Source organism: Bacillus sp. 105MF (assembly GCF_000374885.1).
Lineage (GTDB): Bacteria > Bacillota > Bacilli > Bacillales > Bacillaceae_G > Bacillus_A > Bacillus_A pseudomycoides.
This window is the reverse complement of sequence record NZ_KB895566.1, coordinates 202,520-220,908: the sequence shown is the minus strand read 5'-3', so window position 1 is coordinate 220,908 and position 18,389 is coordinate 202,520. Positions and strand designations below refer to the sequence as shown.

The window sequence follows — 18,389 nt, the reverse complement described above, 5'->3', positions numbered from 1 at the left end:
TATTTGTGATATGATTATATGATGTGACAGCGCTGAAAGGGGAAGAACGATGATCTATTTTGATAATAGTGCGACGACGAAACCATATCCAGAAGTCCTTCAATCTTACGTAACGGTTGCAGGAAAATATTTTGGGAATCCTTCTTCTATTCATTCGCTCGGGGGAGAAGCGGAGCGTTTATTAACACAATCGAGAACGATTGCAGCAGGGCTTCTTCATGTTAAGCCTTCCGAGATTATCTTCACATCGGGTGGAACGGAAGGGAATAACCTTGCGATTAAAGGAATAGCGATGAAGAACCGCTCTCGTGGTAAGCATATTATTACAACAAATATTGAACACGCGTCTGTGTTTGAAGCATATAAACAATTAGAAGGGCTCGGCTTTGATGTTACCTATTTACCTGTAAACGAACATGGTATTGTATCAGTAGAAAATGTAAAACGAGCGCTTCGTGAGGATACAATCCTTGTTTCAATGATCCATGTGAATAATGAAACAGGGGCGATTCAACCTGTTTCTGAAGTTGGTGAATTGCTAGCGAACTATCCAAAAATAAGATTCCATGTGGATCATGTACAAGGAATTGGAAAAGTACCACTTGATTTATATGCTTCTCATATTGATCTTTGTTCGATATCTGGACATAAATTTCATAGCGTAAAGGGAACAGGACTTTTATATGTACGCGATGGTGTAAGATTAGATCCGATTTTATCAGGTGGTCAGCAGGAGCTGCGTTATCGCTCGGGTACAGAGAACCTACCTGGTATTGTTGCGATGGTAAAGGCACTACGTATGACAATGGAACATATGAGAGAAAAGAGTGACCACTTACAGAAATTGCAAGCAGAACTCGTACGTTTCTTAGAGGGAATGGAAGATGTAACAATTAATACATCGCTTGCGTATGCTGCGCCGCATATTTTAAATGTATCATTCGTTGGGTTGAAACCAGAAGTAGTGGTTCATGCTCTAGAAGAACGTGACGTATATGTATCAACCAAATCAGCTTGTTCCTCAAAAGCAAATGAAGTGAGTCGTGTGTTAGTATCAATGGGAATACCGCATGCTGCAGCAGCGAGTGCGATTCGCATTAGTTTAGCACCTGAAAATACGATGGAAGAAGTAACACAATTTGAAGAAATTATAAAAGAAACATTGCCAAAATTATATGAAGTGATGAGGTAAAGAAATATGATGACATATGAATATATTTTAGTTCGTTATGGAGAAATGACGACAAAAGGAAAAAACCGTTCTAAGTTTGTAAACACGTTAAAAGATAACGTTAAATTTAAATTAAAGAAATTCCCAAATATCAAAATCGATGCAACACACGACCGCATGTACATTCAGTTAAATGGTGAAGATCATGAGGCGATTGCAGAGAGATTGAAAGATGTATTTGGTATTCATAAGTTTAACTTAGCAATGAAAGTACCGTCAGAATTAGAAGACATTAAAAAAGGAGCGCTTGCTGCTTTCTTACAAGTAAAAGGCGATGTTAAAACATTTAAAATTACAGTACACCGTTCTTATAAACACTTCCCGATGCAGACGATGGAGTTGCTTCCGGAGATTGGCGGCTATATTTTAGATAATACAGAAGACATTACAGTAGATGTTCATAATCCAGATGTAAATGTTCGTGTAGAAATTCGCAGCGGTTATAGCTATATTATGTGTGATGAGCGCATGGGAGCTGGCGGATTACCAGTTGGCGTTGGCGGAAAAGTAATGGTACTTCTTTCTGGTGGGATCGATAGCCCAGTAGCTGCTTTCTTAACAATGAAGCGCGGTGTATCAGTGGAGGCAGTTCACTTCCATAGTCCGCCATTCACAAGTGAGCGTGCGAAGCAAAAAGTAATTGATTTAGCACAAGAGTTAACAAAGTATTGTAAACGTGTGACGCTTCACCTTGTTCCGTTTACTGAAGTGCAAAAAACAATTAATAAGGAAATTCCATCTAGTTATTCTATGACAGTTATGCGCCGTATGATGATGCGTATTACAGAACGTATTGCAGAGGAGCGTAATGCACTTGCGATAACAACGGGTGAAAGTCTTGGACAAGTAGCGAGCCAAACGTTAGATAGTATGCATACGATTAATGAGGTTACAAACTATCCAGTAATTCGTCCGCTTATTACGATGGATAAACTAGAAATTATTAAAGTTGCAAATGCAATTGGAACATATGATATTTCGATTCGTCCGTATGAAGACTGCTGTACAGTATTCACACCAGCAAGTCCATCGACAAAACCGAAGCGTGAAAAAGCAAATCGCTTTGAATCAAAATATGACTTTACATCACTTATTGAAGAAGCTGTTGCTAATACAGAAAAGATGGTATTACAAACAGTAGAAGTGAGCGAAGAAGAACAATTTGAAGATCTTTTCTAAAACCATAAATTACCATCATTAGATATGTATGAAGTCCTATGGTTTATCACACTCTATACTCACAAGGAGGTGATACCATATGGCAAGCACAAACAAATTAGCAGTGTCTGGTGCTCAAGCAGCATTAGATCAAATGAAATACGAAATCGCTCAAGAGTTTGGTGTTCAACTTGGAGCTGATTCAACATCTCGCGCTAACGGATCTGTTGGTGGCGAAATTACAAAACGTCTAGTTTCACTAGCTGAACAACAATTAGGCGGTTTCCATAAATAATTCCATATATGATGGCTTAGAAGGAGCGGGTTTCTCGCTCCTTCTTTTTTATGTCGACAGATCACTAAAAAATTTGTCAAAAGAAGTAGGTTTAAAATTTACTGAAAATTCTTTATTATATAAGGGAGGCATAGATAAAGGAGGATGAGATTATGAATAGAGAAGAATTGTTAGCACCAATGTCTTATAACTTAGTTGCGGAGATAGAAAAATATACAAATGAAAAAGAGAAGCTGGCTTTAATTTGGCAAGATGACGAAGGGAATAGGCGAGAGGTTACATACCTTGAATTAATACAAGGTGCGAATAAAATTGGAAACGCTTTTATAAAGAGTGGTTTGCAAAAAGGGGATAAGCTTCTCATTATGATGCCACGCTTAATTGAGGCGTATATGACGTACATTGCGGCAATTAAAGCAGGGTTTGTGGTCATTCCAAGTTCAGAAATGCTTCGGAAAAAAGATATTGAATATCGTTTACGGCATGGAGAAGTAAAGGCAATTGTCAGTTATGAACCGTATATCGAACAATTTGAAGATGTAGAGATGATGGAGTCCCTTCGAAAATTTGTACTGAGCGAGCAGTCAGTAGATGGTTGGATTAATTTAAAAGATGCGTTAGAAACAGAAAGTGATGAATTAGAAATCGCAAAGACAGACCGAGAAGATATGGTCTTTTTATCCTATACATCAGGGACGACAGGGAATCCAAAGGGCGTTGTACATACACACGCTTGGGCATATGCACATTTGCGTACAAGCGCTCCGAATTGGCTTGGAATAGAGGAGAATGATGTTGTATGGGCAACGGCAAGTCCAGGATGGCAAAAATGGATTTGGAGCCCGTTTTTAGCAACACTCGGTTCAGGCGCAACAGGATTTGTATATCACGGTAAATTCGAACCGAAAACATATTTGCAATTATTAGATGATAATAAAGTGAATGTGCTTTGCTGTACGCCGACAGAATATCGTTTAATGGCAAAAGTAGAGAACTTACAGCAATATAATTTAACAGCTTTACATAGTGCTGTATCTGCAGGAGAGCCACTGAACCGAGAGGTAATAGAAACATTTCAAAATCATTTTAACGTTACAGTCAGGGATGGGTATGGACAAACAGAAAATACGTTGCTCGTTGGCGTTATGAAAGGAATGGAAATTAAGCCAGGATCAATGGGAAAACCAACGCCAGGTAATCATGTAGATATTGTAAATGAAAAAGGACAACCTGTATCTGTAGGAGAAGTCGGTGATATTGCTGTTCATATTGAAACGCCAGCACTTTTTAAACAATATTATAAAGATGATGAGCGGACAGCTATGCAATTTCGCGGTGATTATTATATTACAGGTGATAAAGCGACAAAAGACGAAGAAGGCTATTTTTGGTTCGAGGGGCGCGGGGATGATATTATCATTAGCTCTGGCTATACAATTGGACCATTTGAAGTTGAAGATGCACTTGTGAAACATCCGTATGTAAGAGAGTGTGCTGTTGTGGCAAGTCCAGATGAAATTCGCGGAAGTGTCGTAAAGGCATTTATCGTTTTAAGAGAAAATGTACAAGAAAAAGAAGACACGCTGATTCCTTTACTTCAAGAACATGTTAAAGAATTAACAGCACCATATAAATACCCTCGCAAAATTGAATTTGTAGACGAACTACCAAAAACAATTTCCGGAAAAATTAGACGCGTCGAACTTAGAAAACAAGAAATGGGATTAGGGATAAAGTAAGAAAAAATGGAATTAGATTGTTGCAAGTACATGTAAGATTATGATATTATTTATAGGAACGTACGTTCTGTTTGTGGTGTGAAATAACTACTAAAAAATTGGAAAAAGAGGTGCCTTTTATGATTTTAGGTATTAATCCGTATTTAGTTTTGGATGGTAATGGACAAGAAGCAGTGAAGTTTTATGAACATGCATTGGATGCAAAAGTTGAAGTCATTCAGACTTTTGGAGAAATGCCTGAAAATCCAGAATTCACTGTTCCAGATGAAGTGAAAGACCGCGTTTTACATGCACATTTAAAAGTCGGTAATATGGACCTTATGATTTCTGATACATTCCCGGGACAACCGTACCAAATTGGATCACAAGTAACTGTAGCTATTAGAATAAGTGATGCAGAAAAAGCAAAAGAAGTATTTGAAAAATTGCAAGATGGCGGTCAAGTAATCATGCCAATCCAAGAAACTTTCTGGAGCCCGGCGTATGGGCAAGTAAAAGATAAATTTAATGTAGAATGGCAAGTTTCAACAGTTCCAGCTGATCATAATTAATTTTTGGAAAAGCACCATGTTACGTAAAGTGGTGCTTTTTTTCTACGTTTTAATTTCGTAGACTAAAAAGAAAAGGGGATGAGAAGATGGGAGAGATTTGGCACGGCGGAAATATTTACACGATGAAGGAAGAGAATGAGAAAGTAGAAGCTGTTTATATAGAAGATGGGATGATTATAGGTGTAGGGGATAAAAAGGACTTAGAGAGTCGTTATCAGCCTGAGAAGATACACAATTTAGAAGGAAGAACGATGATACCAGGTCTTGTTGATAGCCATATGCATCTTATTGGGCATGGAGAACGACTGCTCCGTTTAGACTTATCCGCTTGTACGTCTTATAAGGAAATGATTGAGCTTGTAGCTGAACGAGTGAAAGAAACAAGATTAGGTACATGGATTATTGGCGAAGGCTGGAATGAAAATAATTTCACAGATACCAAAAGCGTCCACGTTCGTGATTTAGATGCCATTTCAAAGGAGCATCCCATTTTATTAAAGCGTGTTTGTCGTCATGTGACATGGGTGAATTCTTACATACTCGAAAAAGCAAATATAACAGCGGAAACGTCAGACCCAAAAGGTGGAAAGATTGGGCGTGGAGTATCCGGAGAACTAACAGGCCTGTTGTATGAACAAGCGCAAGAATTAATTAAGCATGTCCAGCCGGAAATTGATGAAGCTTATTTGCAAAGAGCGCTACAAACAGCCATTCAAGATTGCTGGAAATATGGATTAGTAGGTGGGCATACAGAAGACTTAAATTATTACGGTGGTTTTCAAAAAACGTATAATGCATTTTTACACGTAATAAAGGAAATGCCTTTTAAAGCACATTTACTCGTTCATCATGAAGTGGCAGATGAACGAAAAGAATATGAAAATGAGCATTATATTGAATTTGGAGCAATGAAAATTTTTTCAGACGGTTCCTTTGGCGGACGAACAGCACTATTAAGCGAGCCATATGAAGATGCGAAGGAAACAAATGGAGTAGCTATTTTCTCTCGTGAAGAGCTCGCGGAATTAGTGAAGAAAGCACGTAATTTACGGATGCCAGCTGCGATTCATACAATCGGTGATTTATCCCTTGAATATGTAATTGATGCACTGGAGTTATATCCTCCGGCAGAGGGACTGCGTGATCGTATTATTCATTGTCAGCTTGTTCGTGAAGAGTTAATACAGCGGATGAAGCATTTGCAAGCTATTATTGATATTCAGCCTGTATTTGTCTCATCTGATTTTCCCTCAGTCATTGAAAAGTTAGGGGAGCATCGTCTTCAGTATGCCTATGCATGGAAAACATTACTCGGCGTGGGATTACATTGTTGCGGTGGATCAGACGCGCCAATTGAACAAGTAAATCCGTTTTTAGGAATCTATAGTGCAGTCACGCGGCGAAGTTTTATTGATGGAACATGTTACATACCTGAAGAGAGATTAACGGTATATGAAGCAGTTTCCTTATTTACGACTGGAAGTGCTTATGCGATTGGTAAGGAAAATAAGCGTGGTAAAATTGTTAAAGGATATGAAGCTGATTTTACTATCATGGACCGTGACATATTTGAAGTTGAAGCAGAGGAAATAAAGGATATTCAAGTTACTGTAACTATAATAGATGGTCGAATTGTATATCAGAAATAATATTGGTGTTTCGACACAAGATATGAATGTTTATGCAAAAAAACGACATGTAAATCATGAAAAAAGAGTGCTGGGAACCCCCTCAGCACTCTTTTTTCTATAAAAATGTTCTCTGTACTTTTTCCCAGAACGAATTATTTTTTAGTTTTACTGTTTTAATTTGTTTATCACTTAAGCGAACAACTGCTTTTTCAACTTGTTTAATGCTAAGTGCTTCGTTATCCATTCCCATAACAGGATAATCATTACCGTCCGGAGTAAGCTTTAATGTTAATGTTCGTTCATGATTTAAGATGAACGGTGATCCAAGTGTACGGTATGTGTTGTTATTTAAAGAAGCAAGTTCGCTTATTTGGAAGCATGGAATTAATGGGTCAACAACTGCACCATGCAATGACTTATTATAAGCTGTACTTCCTGTCGGTGTAGAAATAACTAGACCGTCTCCTCTAAATGTCTCGAAATATAAATCATCAACATGCACATCCACTACAAATGTTTTAATGATACTAGAGCGTAAAGAAAACTCATTTAAACAATGGAAAGATGTATCTTGATCAACATCTATTTGGATTGTTGGATATTTTCGCACTTCAATTTCATTTTGTGTAATTTCTTGAAGGGCTGTATCGACATGGTCAATATGGAAATCACAGTAGAAAGAAATTTCATCTTTCGTAGAAACTCCTGCATATAAGCAATCTTCCCTGAAGCCTGTTTTACGAACGGCTTGTAAGAAGGTGCCGTCATCTCCAACACTGACGATAGCGTTTGCATTTTTTGGATGATCTAATATGGTAAATCCATTGTCCTCTAAAATACGATATATTGGCTTCATTTTTTCGATAAGCGTAGCTTTGTCATCACCATAAAAGAAAAATAAATTGCGACGATCTGCCATTGTGTATCCCTCCATTGCAGTCAAATTTAGCGTTGTGCTCCATTAGAAAAAATTCTGATGGTATGCTCAAATAATATATTTCGATATAAAATGTCAAAATCCCTCTTTGTTTTTAGAAAAATTCCTATATTCAATTTCATTGCGGGTTGTTTAATCCTGTTTGAACCTGTCGATAATGGATATGGAGTGAAAGGATGGTACGTATGAAATGGCTTGTAATTGGAATTGGCATTTTTCTCTTGCTCATTTTATTTATACTATTGTCGAAACTATCGCTTAAAGTGACGTTTTTATATTCAGAAATGGAGAAACAATGTTTATTTCAAGTGAAAATATGGATGATTGGATATACATTTGATGTGCTGGAAAGAATTGAAAAACAGCAAAAAAAGACTGGACAAAAAATCGAAAAGGCAGAGAAAGATGGCGGTATGGAAAATAAAATCATGGCGCAGCTTGATAGCATCGGGGAACTGATAAAAAAGCTTCAAGAGATCCATACTATTATTAAAGGTTTTCTTAAAAAAGTGAAAATCAATAGATGGAAATGGCATTCGCAAATTGGAACGGGTGATGCAGCTAGTACCGGAATTGTCACTGGATATGCATGGGGGATAAAAGGAATGGCAGCTGGGGTCTTGGGACAATATACGCATGTTATTGATATACCGGAATTTGAGATTACACCTGTGTTTCAAGGAAAGGGATTTGCATCGAAAGGTGAATTAACAGCCTCCTTTCGTATATATCGTGCCGTAACAACAGGAGTGAAATTACTCTTGTTTATGAGAAAACAAAGATCTGGTATAACAGAAAAATCTGTACAAGCATAGGGGGATAAAATGGACCATCCAATTCAAGGTTTAATGACAACTGCAATGCAGCATTTAAAACAAATGACTGATGTAAATACAATTATTGGCGACCCAATTAAAGCAGCTGACGGAAGCGTGATTTTAACAGTTTCTAAAGTGAGTTTTGGGTTTGCTGCTGGTGGGAGCGAATTTGGAAAAGTAGAGAGCTCTGGTCGTCATCCATTTGGAGGCGGGAGTGGTGGCGGTGTTTCAATTAACCCTGTCGCTTTTCTCGTTATAAATGGACAAGGCGTAAAAGTGTTACATTTAGATAAACAGACACATGTGATTGATAAGATCATTGAGTTAGCACCACAAGCTGTTGATAAAGTGAAGGAAATGATGGAGAAGCGAAAAGGCGATGAACCAGAATTTGAAATCTAACAGCGAAAAGAAGCTAATCGATTGATTAGCTTCTTTATTTTTTTTGTAAATAAAGCGATTTTGTTTGCATTCTGTATAGGGACAAACTATCATTTACAGTGTACATATTTTGTTTAAATAAGGGAGGATTTTCAAGTGGCAAACGTAACTTTTAAAGGTAACCCAATCACTTTAGTTGGAACAGAAGTTAAAGTTGGCGATCAAGCGCCAAACTTCCAAGTATTAGCAAATGACTTATCTCCAGTAAGTTTAGAAACATACAAAGGTGAAGTAAAATTAATTAGTGTTGTACCATCTATCGATACAGGTGTATGCGATGCACAAACTCGTCGTTTTAACCAAGATGCAGCTGGTATTGAGAACGCAAAAGTACTAACAATTAGTGTGGACTTACCATTCGCTCAAAAACGCTGGTGTGCAGCAAACGGCTTAGAAAACGTAGCAACACTTTCTGATCACCGTGACCTTTCATTCGGTGAAGCTTACGGCGTAGTAATGAAAGAGCTTCGTTTACTTGCTCGTGCAGTATTCGTAGTAGACAGCAACGACAAAGTAGTTTACGTAGAATACGTAAGTGAAGGTACGAGCCATCCAAATTATGAAGCAGCATTAGAAGCAGCAAAAGCTGCGAAGTAATGAAGACGATCTCTTATAGAGGTCGTTTTTTCTTGTCAGGCGTGTTGTATATTGTCGAACGGTCGATATATTTGAAAAAGCGTCGATATAATTTAGCGGTCTCATGACATAGAGGCTGCTTTTTCTTTTGGGAAAAAATTAGATTACCCCGCATTAACGGGCAGTAAATCTCCTACCTTAAGGTGCAGTAACATAAAGAAGCTAGTTGGGAGATAAACTGCCCGTAAATGCCCGATTGGTGAGGGCTAATAATCAGTGGGGATGAAGAAACCTCCCCACTGATTAAAGTTTCACTTTATGGTATGATATAAGTTATGTGTAATTGACAGAAGGAGGAGTGTATGTGAGTCAGACAGTAGAAACATTATTTTCTATTTTTGATTCTTCTACCGTAATTTTACGTAAAGAATTAGATGTAACATATTTAGAAGCGCTTGTGGAAACAGGGGATAACCTGTTTGAAGGAGCGGTTCTGCAAGAGGGATTATCTGAATCAACAATTGAACGGTTGAATCGTGAATATAGTAAGTTTAATGAAGAAAAATATAAAAGCGAGGAACTTCGCAAAGCATTTCAGCTTGCCATTTTAAAAGGAATGAAAGATGGCATACAAGCCAATCATGAAATGACGCCTGATGCAGTTGGGATGTTTATGAACTACTTGTTCCAGAAATTTATGAAGGGTCAAAAAGACATCACGGTGTTAGATCCTGCTATTGGAACAGGAAACTTAATGACAACAATCTTTAATGGTGCTCAAGAAGGGACAACGATAAGTGGATTTGGTGTAGAAGTGGATGACTTACTCGTTAGACTTGCTTTAGTGAATGCAAATTTACAAAAGCAAGCAATTGAGTTCTTTAATCAAGATGGGTTAGCGCCGCTATATATTGATCCAGTTGATGTGGTTGTTTGTGATTTACCAATCGGGTTTTATCCAAACGAAATCGGTGCAAGTGAATATACTTTAAAAGCAGATGAAGGAATGTCTTATGCACACCATCTTTTTATTGAACAAAGTGTAAAACATACAAAAGAAGGTGGCTATTTATTCTTCTTAGTACCAAACTTCATCTTTGAAAGTGATCAAGCACCAAAACTACATGCTTTTATTAAAGAAACAAGCTATATTCAAGGATTATTACAGCTTCCTGTTTCCATGTTTAAAAACGAGAAAAATGCAAAAAGTATATTTGTTCTCCAAAAGAAAGGTCCAAATGTAGTGATGCCAAAACAAGCGTTATTAGTGGAATTACCTAAGTTTTCCAATATGAAAGCAATGGAGAATATGATGGCTCAATTGAACAGTTGGTTTGCAACTCATAAATCGTAATGTGTGTAACAGAATTATTCTTAGATATAGTACAGTTTTGTATTGTGCGTAATAATTTTAAATATATACAAGATAAAACTGAATTTTTTTGAAATCTGTAATATATATTTTTTCTTGGTGTTACAATTTTTTCACTTGAAATATATGTCGTACGATGTTTAAATTAAATTCGTGAGTATAAAATTTACTGGGGATGAAACGTTTTCATCTTTGGTACATTTAATCAGATAAAATCGAGCGGTTTGTGGTCTTATCCACACAACTACCAAGAGAAAAAAGGGGCGAAAGACTAGATGTCAAAAATCATCGCGATTAATGCAGGAAGCTCTTCCTTGAAATTCCAATTATTTGAAATGCCAAGTGAAACAGTACTAACAAAAGGTTTAGTAGAACGTATCGGTTTAGAAGATAGTATCTTCACAATTACTGTGAACGGTGAAAAACAAACAGAAGTAACAAGTATACCAGATCATGGAGTAGCAGTTAATATATTACTTAACAAATTAACTGAAAACGGAATCGTAAAATCTCTTGATGAGATTAGCGGTATCGGTCACCGCGTTGTACACGGCGGTGAAAAATTTGATGATTCTGCTTTAATTACTGACGAAGTATTAGCGGAAATTGAAAATTTAAGCGAATTAGCACCACTTCATAATCCAGCACACGTTGTTGGTATTAAAGCGTTCCAAGCAGTACTTCCTAACGTACCAGCAGTTGCAGTATTCGATACAGCATTCCATCAAACAATGCCGGAAGAATCTTTCTTATACAGCTTACCATATGAATACTATGAGAAATACGGCATCCGTAAATACGGTTTCCACGGAACTTCTCATAAATATGTAACACAGCGTGCAGCTGAATTATTAGGTCGTCCACTTGAAAGCTTACGTTTACTTTCTTGCCACTTAGGTAACGGTGCAAGTATTGCAGCTGTAGAAGGTGGAAAATCTATTGATACTTCTATGGGCTTCACTCCACTTGCTGGTGTAACAATGGGTACACGTTCTGGTAACCTTGACCCTGCGTTAATTCCATACATCATGCAAAAAACAGGACAATCTGTAGAAGAAGTTCTGAACGTATTAAACAAGAAAAGTGGTATGCTAGGCCTTTCTGGATTCTCTAGTGACTTACGTGACATCGAACAAGCGGAAAAAGAAGGAAACCACCGTGCAGAAGTAGCGTTAGATGTATTCGTAGAGCGTATTCATAAATATATCGGTTCTTATGCAGCTCGTATGAAAGGTGTAGACGCAATCATCTTTACAGCTGGTATTGGAGAAAACAGTACTCTAATTCGTGAGCGTGTATTAGAAGGCCTTGAGTTTATGGGAGTATACTTCGATCCAAAACGTAACAACATTCATGGAGAAGAAGCATTCATCAGCTTCCCACACTCTCCAGTAAAAATTATCGTAATTCCAACTGACGAAGAAGTTATGATTGCTCGTGACGTATTACGTCTTGGAAACCTTGGTTAATATATGTAAAAAAGACGGGATCCTATAGGGTTCCGTCTTTTCTTTTTGTGGCAACAAATTTCGTTAGTCCATTTGGATACAATACTTTTTCTTGATTCAGAAATGCTGTAATTGGAATCCACGTCGCATATGTATGGGGTTCTCCGTTTATAATAGGAATTGTTTTGATCTCATAAAGCGACGTATCTACAAAATGAAGAGAATACAATTGAATGATCTCATGGCCGATTTCTTCGTTTGCGTAAAAGATATTTTCAAGACATCCTAAGTAAGTTGTAATTTCTACTTGTTCATTAAGTTCGTCCTTAAATTCACGAATCACTGTTTCATCTGATTTCTCTCCAAATTCAATAGAACCACCGAGTGGTCTGTTAATACGTTTCACTTTCCGTAAGATACTCTTGAACGAGAATTCGTTCGTTGTGAAGTACAATTCCAAATGCCTTTGCGCGTGGGTACATATAGTAACCTCCCATGTACTGGATAAATATATGTTTAGCTTATCAGATTTACAAAGAAAAACCGGAAATATGTTACAATAGAAAAAAATTGAGCGAGGTGGTTGTTACGATGCGATCAAAGCGAGAACAAGCCATTTTACAAAATGTTAAAAATTGGGAAATGAAATTATTAGAACAGGAGCCTACCGATTTTCAAAAGGTATTTGATAAGTGGTTGCATAGTACTGTTGCAAAGTTTCCTGAGAAAAAGCGAAAAGAGTTTTTTGCGAAAGTAGACGGATGGTTATTCCATCTCCATGCATTGATTCAAAGTTCACAATCACAGCTTGATGCAAGAAATCGTATTTTAGGAACAGCACGGTTGTTTGATGAATCGGTTGAACAGCTGGAAGAATTGAAAGCATTATCCATTGATCAATTAACATACATAGCAGAGCAGCAGACGGCGCGTCATCGTTTATATTCTTTCGTACAGGGAGGTACAACCGGAGTAGGTGGTTTGTTATTATTAACAGCTGACTTTCCTGTCATGATTGCATTAAATGTAAAGGCGGTTCAGCTTATTGCAACATCGTTTGGTCATGATGTGAACAAGCCTTATGAAATGATGCTCGCTTTAAAGGTATTCCATGCGGCATTGTTACCAACAAGGCTCCAGCAATATGCTTGGTATAACTTACTTCAAGAACTAGAACAAGAAGATTCGTTCTTTTATGAAGGGGAAGAAGAAGTATTAAAACCAGCTTCTACAGAAGTTGTGTTAAAACAAATTTTGAAGACTTTTTCTATTTATGCGCTTCGCCATAAACTATTTCAAGGCATTCCTGTGTTAGGAATTGTAATTGGTTCTACGGTGAATTATCGTTTAACACGGAATGTAACAGAGTTTGCAAACAGGTTTTATCAAGTGCGTTACATAGTAGAAAAAGAAAAAAGAGCATAAAAAAGCGAGAGGCCGGAGCCTTTCGCTTTTTAGTTTGTTGCATGTTGTTTTGACATTGGAATAGATACTGTTTTCTTTTCTTTTGCTGGATAATAAATTAAATCGAGCGTCTTTGCCTGTAGGGCAATTGAAAGAATAGTAAAAGCAATTTCTGTCCAAGTTAAATAATATAATGAAAGTGCAAGCACGATCGCATCAAAGACGAAGAAAATCTGACCAATTGTAAAGCGAGTTCTTTTACTTAGTACAATTGTTAAAATATCGTCGCCGCCGGTTGCACCACCAAATCGTAATATAAAACCGAGTCCAATACCAGCTAGCACACCGCCCAATACTGCGGCTATCCATAAATGATTTGATAAATCTACCGTGAATGGAGAATAGTTTTCCATTAAAGAATAAAACACTCCGAATGAAATTGAACCCATAAATGAATAACCAACCATCTTTTTACCTAAAAATGTAGCGCATAGTAAAATGATCGGGATATCCATCAATACAGTTGAAATTGACGGTGAAATATCAAAAAAGTTTTGTATAAATAGCGCGATTCCTACAAAGCCACCTTCTGTTAAGTGGTTTTGAAAATGAATGTGATATAGTGCTGCAGATAGGATAAATGAACCGATTAAAACCATAAAAATTTCTTTAATAATTTGTCGACTTTGGATGTTCCTCATCGTTATTCCTTCTTTCCGTAGTTAGTAGTTCTTTTCGTCTTGTAAACTAACTACGAGCCTTATAGCTTTCAGTTAGTTTACATCAAACTAACTACGCTATATATCGCTGAAGAAATAACGAATAATCCTCTCGTCCATCAATTCTCCCTACTTTCGTTTTAGTTTAAGCCTAAAAACGACTAAACAAAACGTGGAGTAGGATTTGTTATTTAGCAATCCTGCCCTCTTCTTTGTTTTGTTTAGCAATGATCAATGCGACTTAAACAAAACGCTATGTGTAAGAAGAGTCTTTTCGTTGCCAAATTATCCTTCGGGCAATCATAATTTCCCCACTCTCGTATTTTTTTCGCTAGACTAAAGGATCTGAGCTGAAAAAGTACGCTACGTGTAAGATTCGTCAATTCGATGCCACATGCTCCTTCGAGCGATCATGATATCTAAATCCTTTCTGTAAAAGATTTTATATTATTATATCATACTTTCAAAAAATGTATGCGGATGGAAACCGACAATAACCGGAGAAAAACTACAGAATTTGTCGGTTTACAAGAAGCATGCTGTTATTCTTAAATGTTTTTGTAGGATAGTCCTAGTTGTTTAGAAATTGGAAAATGGTTCTAAGGGTTTGTCCAATAAGTGATGGAAAGAATCATTGAAGTTTAATCGTCCATTTTTGGGGTATCATCTTTCTCTTTGAAGAAAGCATCCCAACTAATGACACTAAGAAGAGTTAAAATGATAATAAATAAAGCTTTCATAAGATTCTACCTCCGTTAGAGTAGTGTTTTTCTTACAAACTTTTTTCATTAGTATATGAAAAAGAGGACATGAAATGTGAATTTTTCACAAAAGTAAATCTTTATGAGATGATATTAATATAGGTTGATGGAGGGGAAGAATATAGCATGTTCAAAGATACGTTTAAAAGAAAAGAATTGAAGTGTTCTGCTTGCCAGAGAAAGATTCAATATGAAGAAGAACTTGTTGCTTTTATAAAGTTACCGAAAGAACGGAACTTGTTAGTTGGACCGTTTGATGTATACTTGGCTAAATCAGCACAAAAAGTATATTGCAAAGCTTGTTATAAAAAATGAAATGAAACGTATTTCTCGTAAGCAGGAAGGATTTTTTGTAGCGATATCATATTTTAGTGGTTTTTCCTATATAACCCAATTATAATTGAAAACGTAATTTACTACAGGGGGTAATATCGTTCACAATGAAAAAAATTTTTTTGATTATCTCATCGTTACTATTAATTTTAACAGCTTGTAGTACAGATGGGTTTGTCTCATCTAACTATGAGCACATTGAAACAATGGAAAATGATTTAGGTGATAGTGCTCAGGTCTACACAGTGGAAAACAAAACTGTAAAAGAAGTGGCGCAAGAAATCATTGCTAATGAAAAGCCAAAGTATGTTTCGAAAGAAAGTGATACAGAAATGTTTATTCTGTATCCTGAAAGTTCCAATGAAGAATTTATCCAAATCACTCAGGATCCAATAAATTCAAATCATACAGTTGTTGAGGTAGCAAATGAAGATTTTGCTGAAAATAGTTATGATTTCTCTTTACTTGAAACAATGGGTGTATTAGGTGTTGCTGCTACGCTTTATGGTTGGAATAAAGCAGATTTTGATAATAAGAAAAAAAGAAGTGGTTACAGAGGATACGTAAGTGCTTTTAGCAATAATCCTGCTAATTTCCAAGAGGAAGAAGGCTCGAGTTCTTCAGGATCTGGCGGTAGAGGCTTTTCAGTGAACATTGAAAAAAAATCATCAGAGAGCGGCTCCATACGAAGCGGGAGTACAGTTCGTGGCGGTGGCCCAGGAACAGGGAAATAGGGGGATATGGTTTATGTTTAATGAAATTTTAGATGTACAAGAAGTATTACATACGCTTCTTTATTTTGTTGTTTTATTAGGTGTAACAATCATTTGTATGTTTATTTTTGAAATGATTACACCGTATAATGATCGGGAGCAGTTACTAAAAGGAAATAAAGCTGTTGCCATTCAGTTTTTTGGAAAAATAATAGGGATTACGTTAATTATGAAATCAGCTATTGCTACGAATGATTCTCTTCTTGGTGCGGCAATTTGGGGTGTTATTGGTTTTGTACTTATGCTAATTGGTTATTTTATCTTTGAGTTTCTCACTCCGCGCGTTCGTGTTGATAAAGAAATTGAAAGTGGAAATGTTGCGGTAGGAATTATCGCTGCAAGTATTTCCTTAGCAATAGCATTAATAACATCGGGAGCTATTTCGTAGAAGAACTTGCCAGCGCAGGTTCTTTTTTCTATGAAACAATGAAAATATATTTTATTCTGATTAAATGAAAAGAGTTTATCTCGTTTTATCGGACGGTAAGTATCTCACCTCAATATTCAGAGAGAGCGAGGAATATAGGTGGAAGATAACTGCCCGTTAAAGCCTGATTGGAGCGGACTTTCCATCAGCGGGGCCTTCACTGGTGGAAGTTCTACTTTATTAAAGGAGTGCAGGTATGACAGAAAAGGAAAAATCGATTCAGAAAAGAAGAATCTTCACTTCATCAGGGATTGTATCAATTTGTGGCATTGTATATCAGGTTTTATATGGAGCGGCAGGTGGATATTTGTTTGGGGATTCTACGCTTTTTTATTGTTTAACGATAGGGCTCTTTTTAAGTGGCATGGGTATTGGAGCGATGCATAGTGAAAAATTTCATCGTCACTTATTATCGACGTTTATTGTAACAGAATACCTTATTGCCATTATTGGTGGATTTTCTATTTTTATGGTTTTCTTTATGCAAGCTCACTTTGGTGACGGGACAGCTAAAATTATCTTATATTCCATTATTGTTGTCACAGGTTATTTAACTGGTTTAGAATTACCGCTTTTAATTCGGAAATCAGAAGAAATTAATGCTGATTTAAAGGAATCTACTGCAAAAGTGCTTTTCTTTGATTATGCGGGCAGTTTAATCGGAACCGTGACGTTTGCTTTATTATTGAGACCAATGTTAGGTCTTATTAAGACAGCCTTTTTCATTGCGCTCATCAATATCCTTGTTGCGGTATGGTTAAGCTTTGTCTTTAAAAAAGAAATGAATCATGTTTACTTACGAGTTACTGGCATGATTTTAACGATTATAATAGCACTGGGTTTTCTGTTTGGAGAAAGATATGCGTATACATTAGAAAATAAGTTATATCGAGATCCGGTTGTATTAAAAAAGCAAACAAAATATCAAAAAATTATTATGACGAAAGGCCCTGGAGATGTACGGTTATACCAAAACGGACAGCTGCAATTCTCAGAGGCTGATGAACATAGATACCATGAAGCTTTAGTACATATTCCGATGTCTCTCGCTCCTAAAAAACAAAATGTTTTAGTATTAGGCGGGGGAGATGGTTTAGCGACGAGAGAGATTTTAAAATACAAAGAGGTAAAAAGAATTACTTTAGTTGATTTAGATCCAGAGATGATTAAGCTAGCTAAAGAAAATCCTCATTTACTACGATTAAATCAAAATTCATTTCGTTCTAGTAAAATGAATTTTGTTAATGATGATGCATTCAACTTTTTAAAACAAACGAATGATTTTTATGATGTAATCATCATTGATTTACCCGATCCCAATAATGAGGCACTGAATAAACTTTACACATGGGAATTTTACAGTCTTGTTAGAAATCATTTATCTCAGGAAGGATTTGTTTCCATCCAATCTACGTCACCAGTATTTGCAACAGAAGCTTTTTGGACAATTAGTAAGACAGTAAAATCTACAGGACTATATGCAAAAAATTATCATTTAGATATCCCTTCATTTGGAAATTGGGGATTTACAATTGCGTCTAGAGAACAATTTAAAATAAATAGTATGAAGCTTACTGTAGATACGGAATATTTGGCAGAAGAAATGATTCCATCTCTATTTCAATTTGGGAAAGATGAAGATGAGATAATCACAAAGAATGGGGAGGTAATTGAATTACCGGTTAACCGTTTGAATGAGCCCAATTTATTAGACCTATATGAAAAGGGATGGAATTACTATTAAAAAAGCATCTATTTGTAGATGCTTTTTTATT

General features: G+C 36.5%; 18 protein-coding genes and 1 pseudogene. 16 read left to right on the top strand and 3 right to left on the bottom strand.

Annotated features, from left to right (window positions below):
• Positions 1–49 precede the first annotated feature (49 nt).
• From C564_RS0104090 to C564_RS0104065, 6 genes are all read left to right on the top strand, one after another.
• The gene (locus tag C564_RS0104090; RefSeq protein ID WP_018764504.1) at positions 50–1,192 is read left to right on the top strand and encodes a cysteine desulfurase family protein; all 1,143 of its coding nucleotides are present in this window, start codon (positions 50–52) and stop codon (positions 1,190–1,192) included.
• 6 nt (positions 1,193–1,198) lie between these two features.
• Positions 1,199–2,410: a tRNA uracil 4-sulfurtransferase ThiI gene (gene thiI / locus C564_RS0104085; protein WP_003208697.1), complete on the top strand. Its 1,212-nt coding sequence runs from the start codon at positions 1,199–1,201 to the stop codon at positions 2,408–2,410.
• A gap of 79 nt (positions 2,411–2,489) precedes the next feature.
• Positions 2,490–2,684 carry a small, acid-soluble spore protein, alpha/beta type gene (locus C564_RS0104080; protein WP_000168892.1) on the top strand — a complete coding sequence of 65 codons (195 nt, stop codon included), beginning with the start codon at positions 2,490–2,492 and terminating at the stop codon, positions 2,682–2,684.
• 152 nt (positions 2,685–2,836) lie between these two features.
• Positions 2,837–4,423 carry an acyl-CoA synthetase MbcS gene (gene mbcS, locus C564_RS0104075; RefSeq protein WP_018764503.1) on the top strand — a complete coding sequence of 529 codons (1,587 nt, stop codon included), beginning with the start codon at positions 2,837–2,839 and terminating at the stop codon, positions 4,421–4,423.
• Positions 4,424–4,542: 119 nt separating this feature from the next.
• A complete protein-coding gene (locus C564_RS0104070; protein ID WP_018764502.1) occupies positions 4,543–4,974 on the top strand; it encodes a VOC family protein in 432 nt (143 codons plus the stop codon).
• A gap of 86 nt (positions 4,975–5,060) precedes the next feature.
• Complete coding sequence (locus C564_RS0104065; protein WP_018764501.1) at positions 5,061–6,623, top strand: amidohydrolase; 1,563 nt, start codon at positions 5,061–5,063, stop codon at positions 6,621–6,623.
• A 97-nt stretch (positions 6,624–6,720) separates the two neighbouring features.
• Here the strand turns inward: C564_RS0104065 and C564_RS0104060 are convergent, their stop codons facing one another.
• Positions 6,721–7,524 (bottom strand): NAD kinase, encoded by an 804-nt coding sequence (locus C564_RS0104060; protein WP_018764500.1) that lies wholly within the window; start codon positions 7,522–7,524, stop codon positions 6,721–6,723.
• A gap of 194 nt (positions 7,525–7,718) precedes the next feature.
• Between C564_RS0104060 and C564_RS0104055 the strand changes: the two genes are divergently transcribed.
• The 5 genes from C564_RS0104055 to C564_RS0104035 all read left to right on the top strand — a co-directional run bounded on the left by C564_RS0104055 (position 7,719) and on the right by C564_RS0104035 (position 12,218).
• Positions 7,719–8,357, top strand: a complete 639-nt coding sequence (locus C564_RS0104055; RefSeq protein WP_018764499.1) for a DUF2953 domain-containing protein — start codon at positions 7,719–7,721, stop codon at positions 8,355–8,357.
• A 9-nt stretch (positions 8,358–8,366) separates the two neighbouring features.
• On the top strand, positions 8,367–8,762 hold the full coding sequence (gene ytfJ, locus C564_RS0104050) for a GerW family sporulation protein (protein ID WP_006096135.1): 396 nt from the start codon (positions 8,367–8,369) through the stop codon (positions 8,760–8,762).
• 135 nt (positions 8,763–8,897) lie between these two features.
• Positions 8,898–9,398 carry a thiol peroxidase gene (tpx, locus tag C564_RS0104045; protein WP_003201032.1) on the top strand — a complete coding sequence of 167 codons (501 nt, stop codon included), beginning with the start codon at positions 8,898–8,900 and terminating at the stop codon, positions 9,396–9,398.
• A 343-nt stretch (positions 9,399–9,741) separates the two neighbouring features.
• Entirely contained in the window at positions 9,742–10,731 is a 990-nt protein-coding gene (locus C564_RS0104040; RefSeq protein ID WP_018764498.1) for a class I SAM-dependent methyltransferase, read from the top strand.
• 293 nt (positions 10,732–11,024) lie between these two features.
• Positions 11,025–12,218 carry an acetate kinase gene (locus tag C564_RS0104035; protein WP_018764497.1) on the top strand — a complete coding sequence of 398 codons (1,194 nt, stop codon included), beginning with the start codon at positions 11,025–11,027 and terminating at the stop codon, positions 12,216–12,218.
• 22 nt (positions 12,219–12,240) lie between these two features.
• On the opposite strand, the pseudogene C564_RS33290 reads toward C564_RS0104035, so the two are convergent.
• Positions 12,241–12,679 (bottom strand): annotated as a pseudogene (locus tag C564_RS33290) (NUDIX hydrolase).
• A 109-nt stretch (positions 12,680–12,788) separates the two neighbouring features.
• Here C564_RS33290 and C564_RS0104025 point away from each other — a divergent pair.
• Positions 12,789–13,622, top strand: a complete 834-nt coding sequence (locus C564_RS0104025; protein ID WP_018764496.1) for an EcsC family protein — start codon at positions 12,789–12,791, stop codon at positions 13,620–13,622.
• A gap of 29 nt (positions 13,623–13,651) precedes the next feature.
• On the opposite strand, the gene C564_RS0104020 is transcribed toward C564_RS0104025, so the two are convergent.
• Positions 13,652–14,302, bottom strand: coding sequence for a YitT family protein (locus tag C564_RS0104020; protein ID WP_003201042.1), 651 nt, complete (start codon positions 14,300–14,302; stop codon positions 13,652–13,654).
• A gap of 905 nt (positions 14,303–15,207) precedes the next feature.
• Here C564_RS0104020 and C564_RS0104010 point away from each other — a divergent pair.
• From C564_RS0104010 to C564_RS0103995, 4 genes are all read left to right on the top strand, one after another.
• Positions 15,208–15,396 (top strand): hypothetical protein, encoded by a 189-nt coding sequence (locus tag C564_RS0104010; RefSeq protein WP_018764494.1) that lies wholly within the window; start codon positions 15,208–15,210, stop codon positions 15,394–15,396.
• 125 nt (positions 15,397–15,521) lie between these two features.
• Positions 15,522–16,148 (top strand): DUF4247 domain-containing protein, encoded by a 627-nt coding sequence (locus tag C564_RS0104005; RefSeq protein WP_003208702.1) that lies wholly within the window; start codon positions 15,522–15,524, stop codon positions 16,146–16,148.
• Between the two features lie 13 nt (positions 16,149–16,161).
• On the top strand, positions 16,162–16,575 hold the full coding sequence (locus C564_RS0104000; protein ID WP_006096142.1) for a DUF350 domain-containing protein: 414 nt from the start codon (positions 16,162–16,164) through the stop codon (positions 16,573–16,575).
• Positions 16,576–16,810: 235 nt separating this feature from the next.
• A complete protein-coding gene (locus C564_RS0103995; RefSeq protein ID WP_003201050.1) occupies positions 16,811–18,358 on the top strand; it encodes a polyamine aminopropyltransferase in 1,548 nt (515 codons plus the stop codon).
• Positions 18,359–18,389 lie beyond the last annotated feature (31 nt).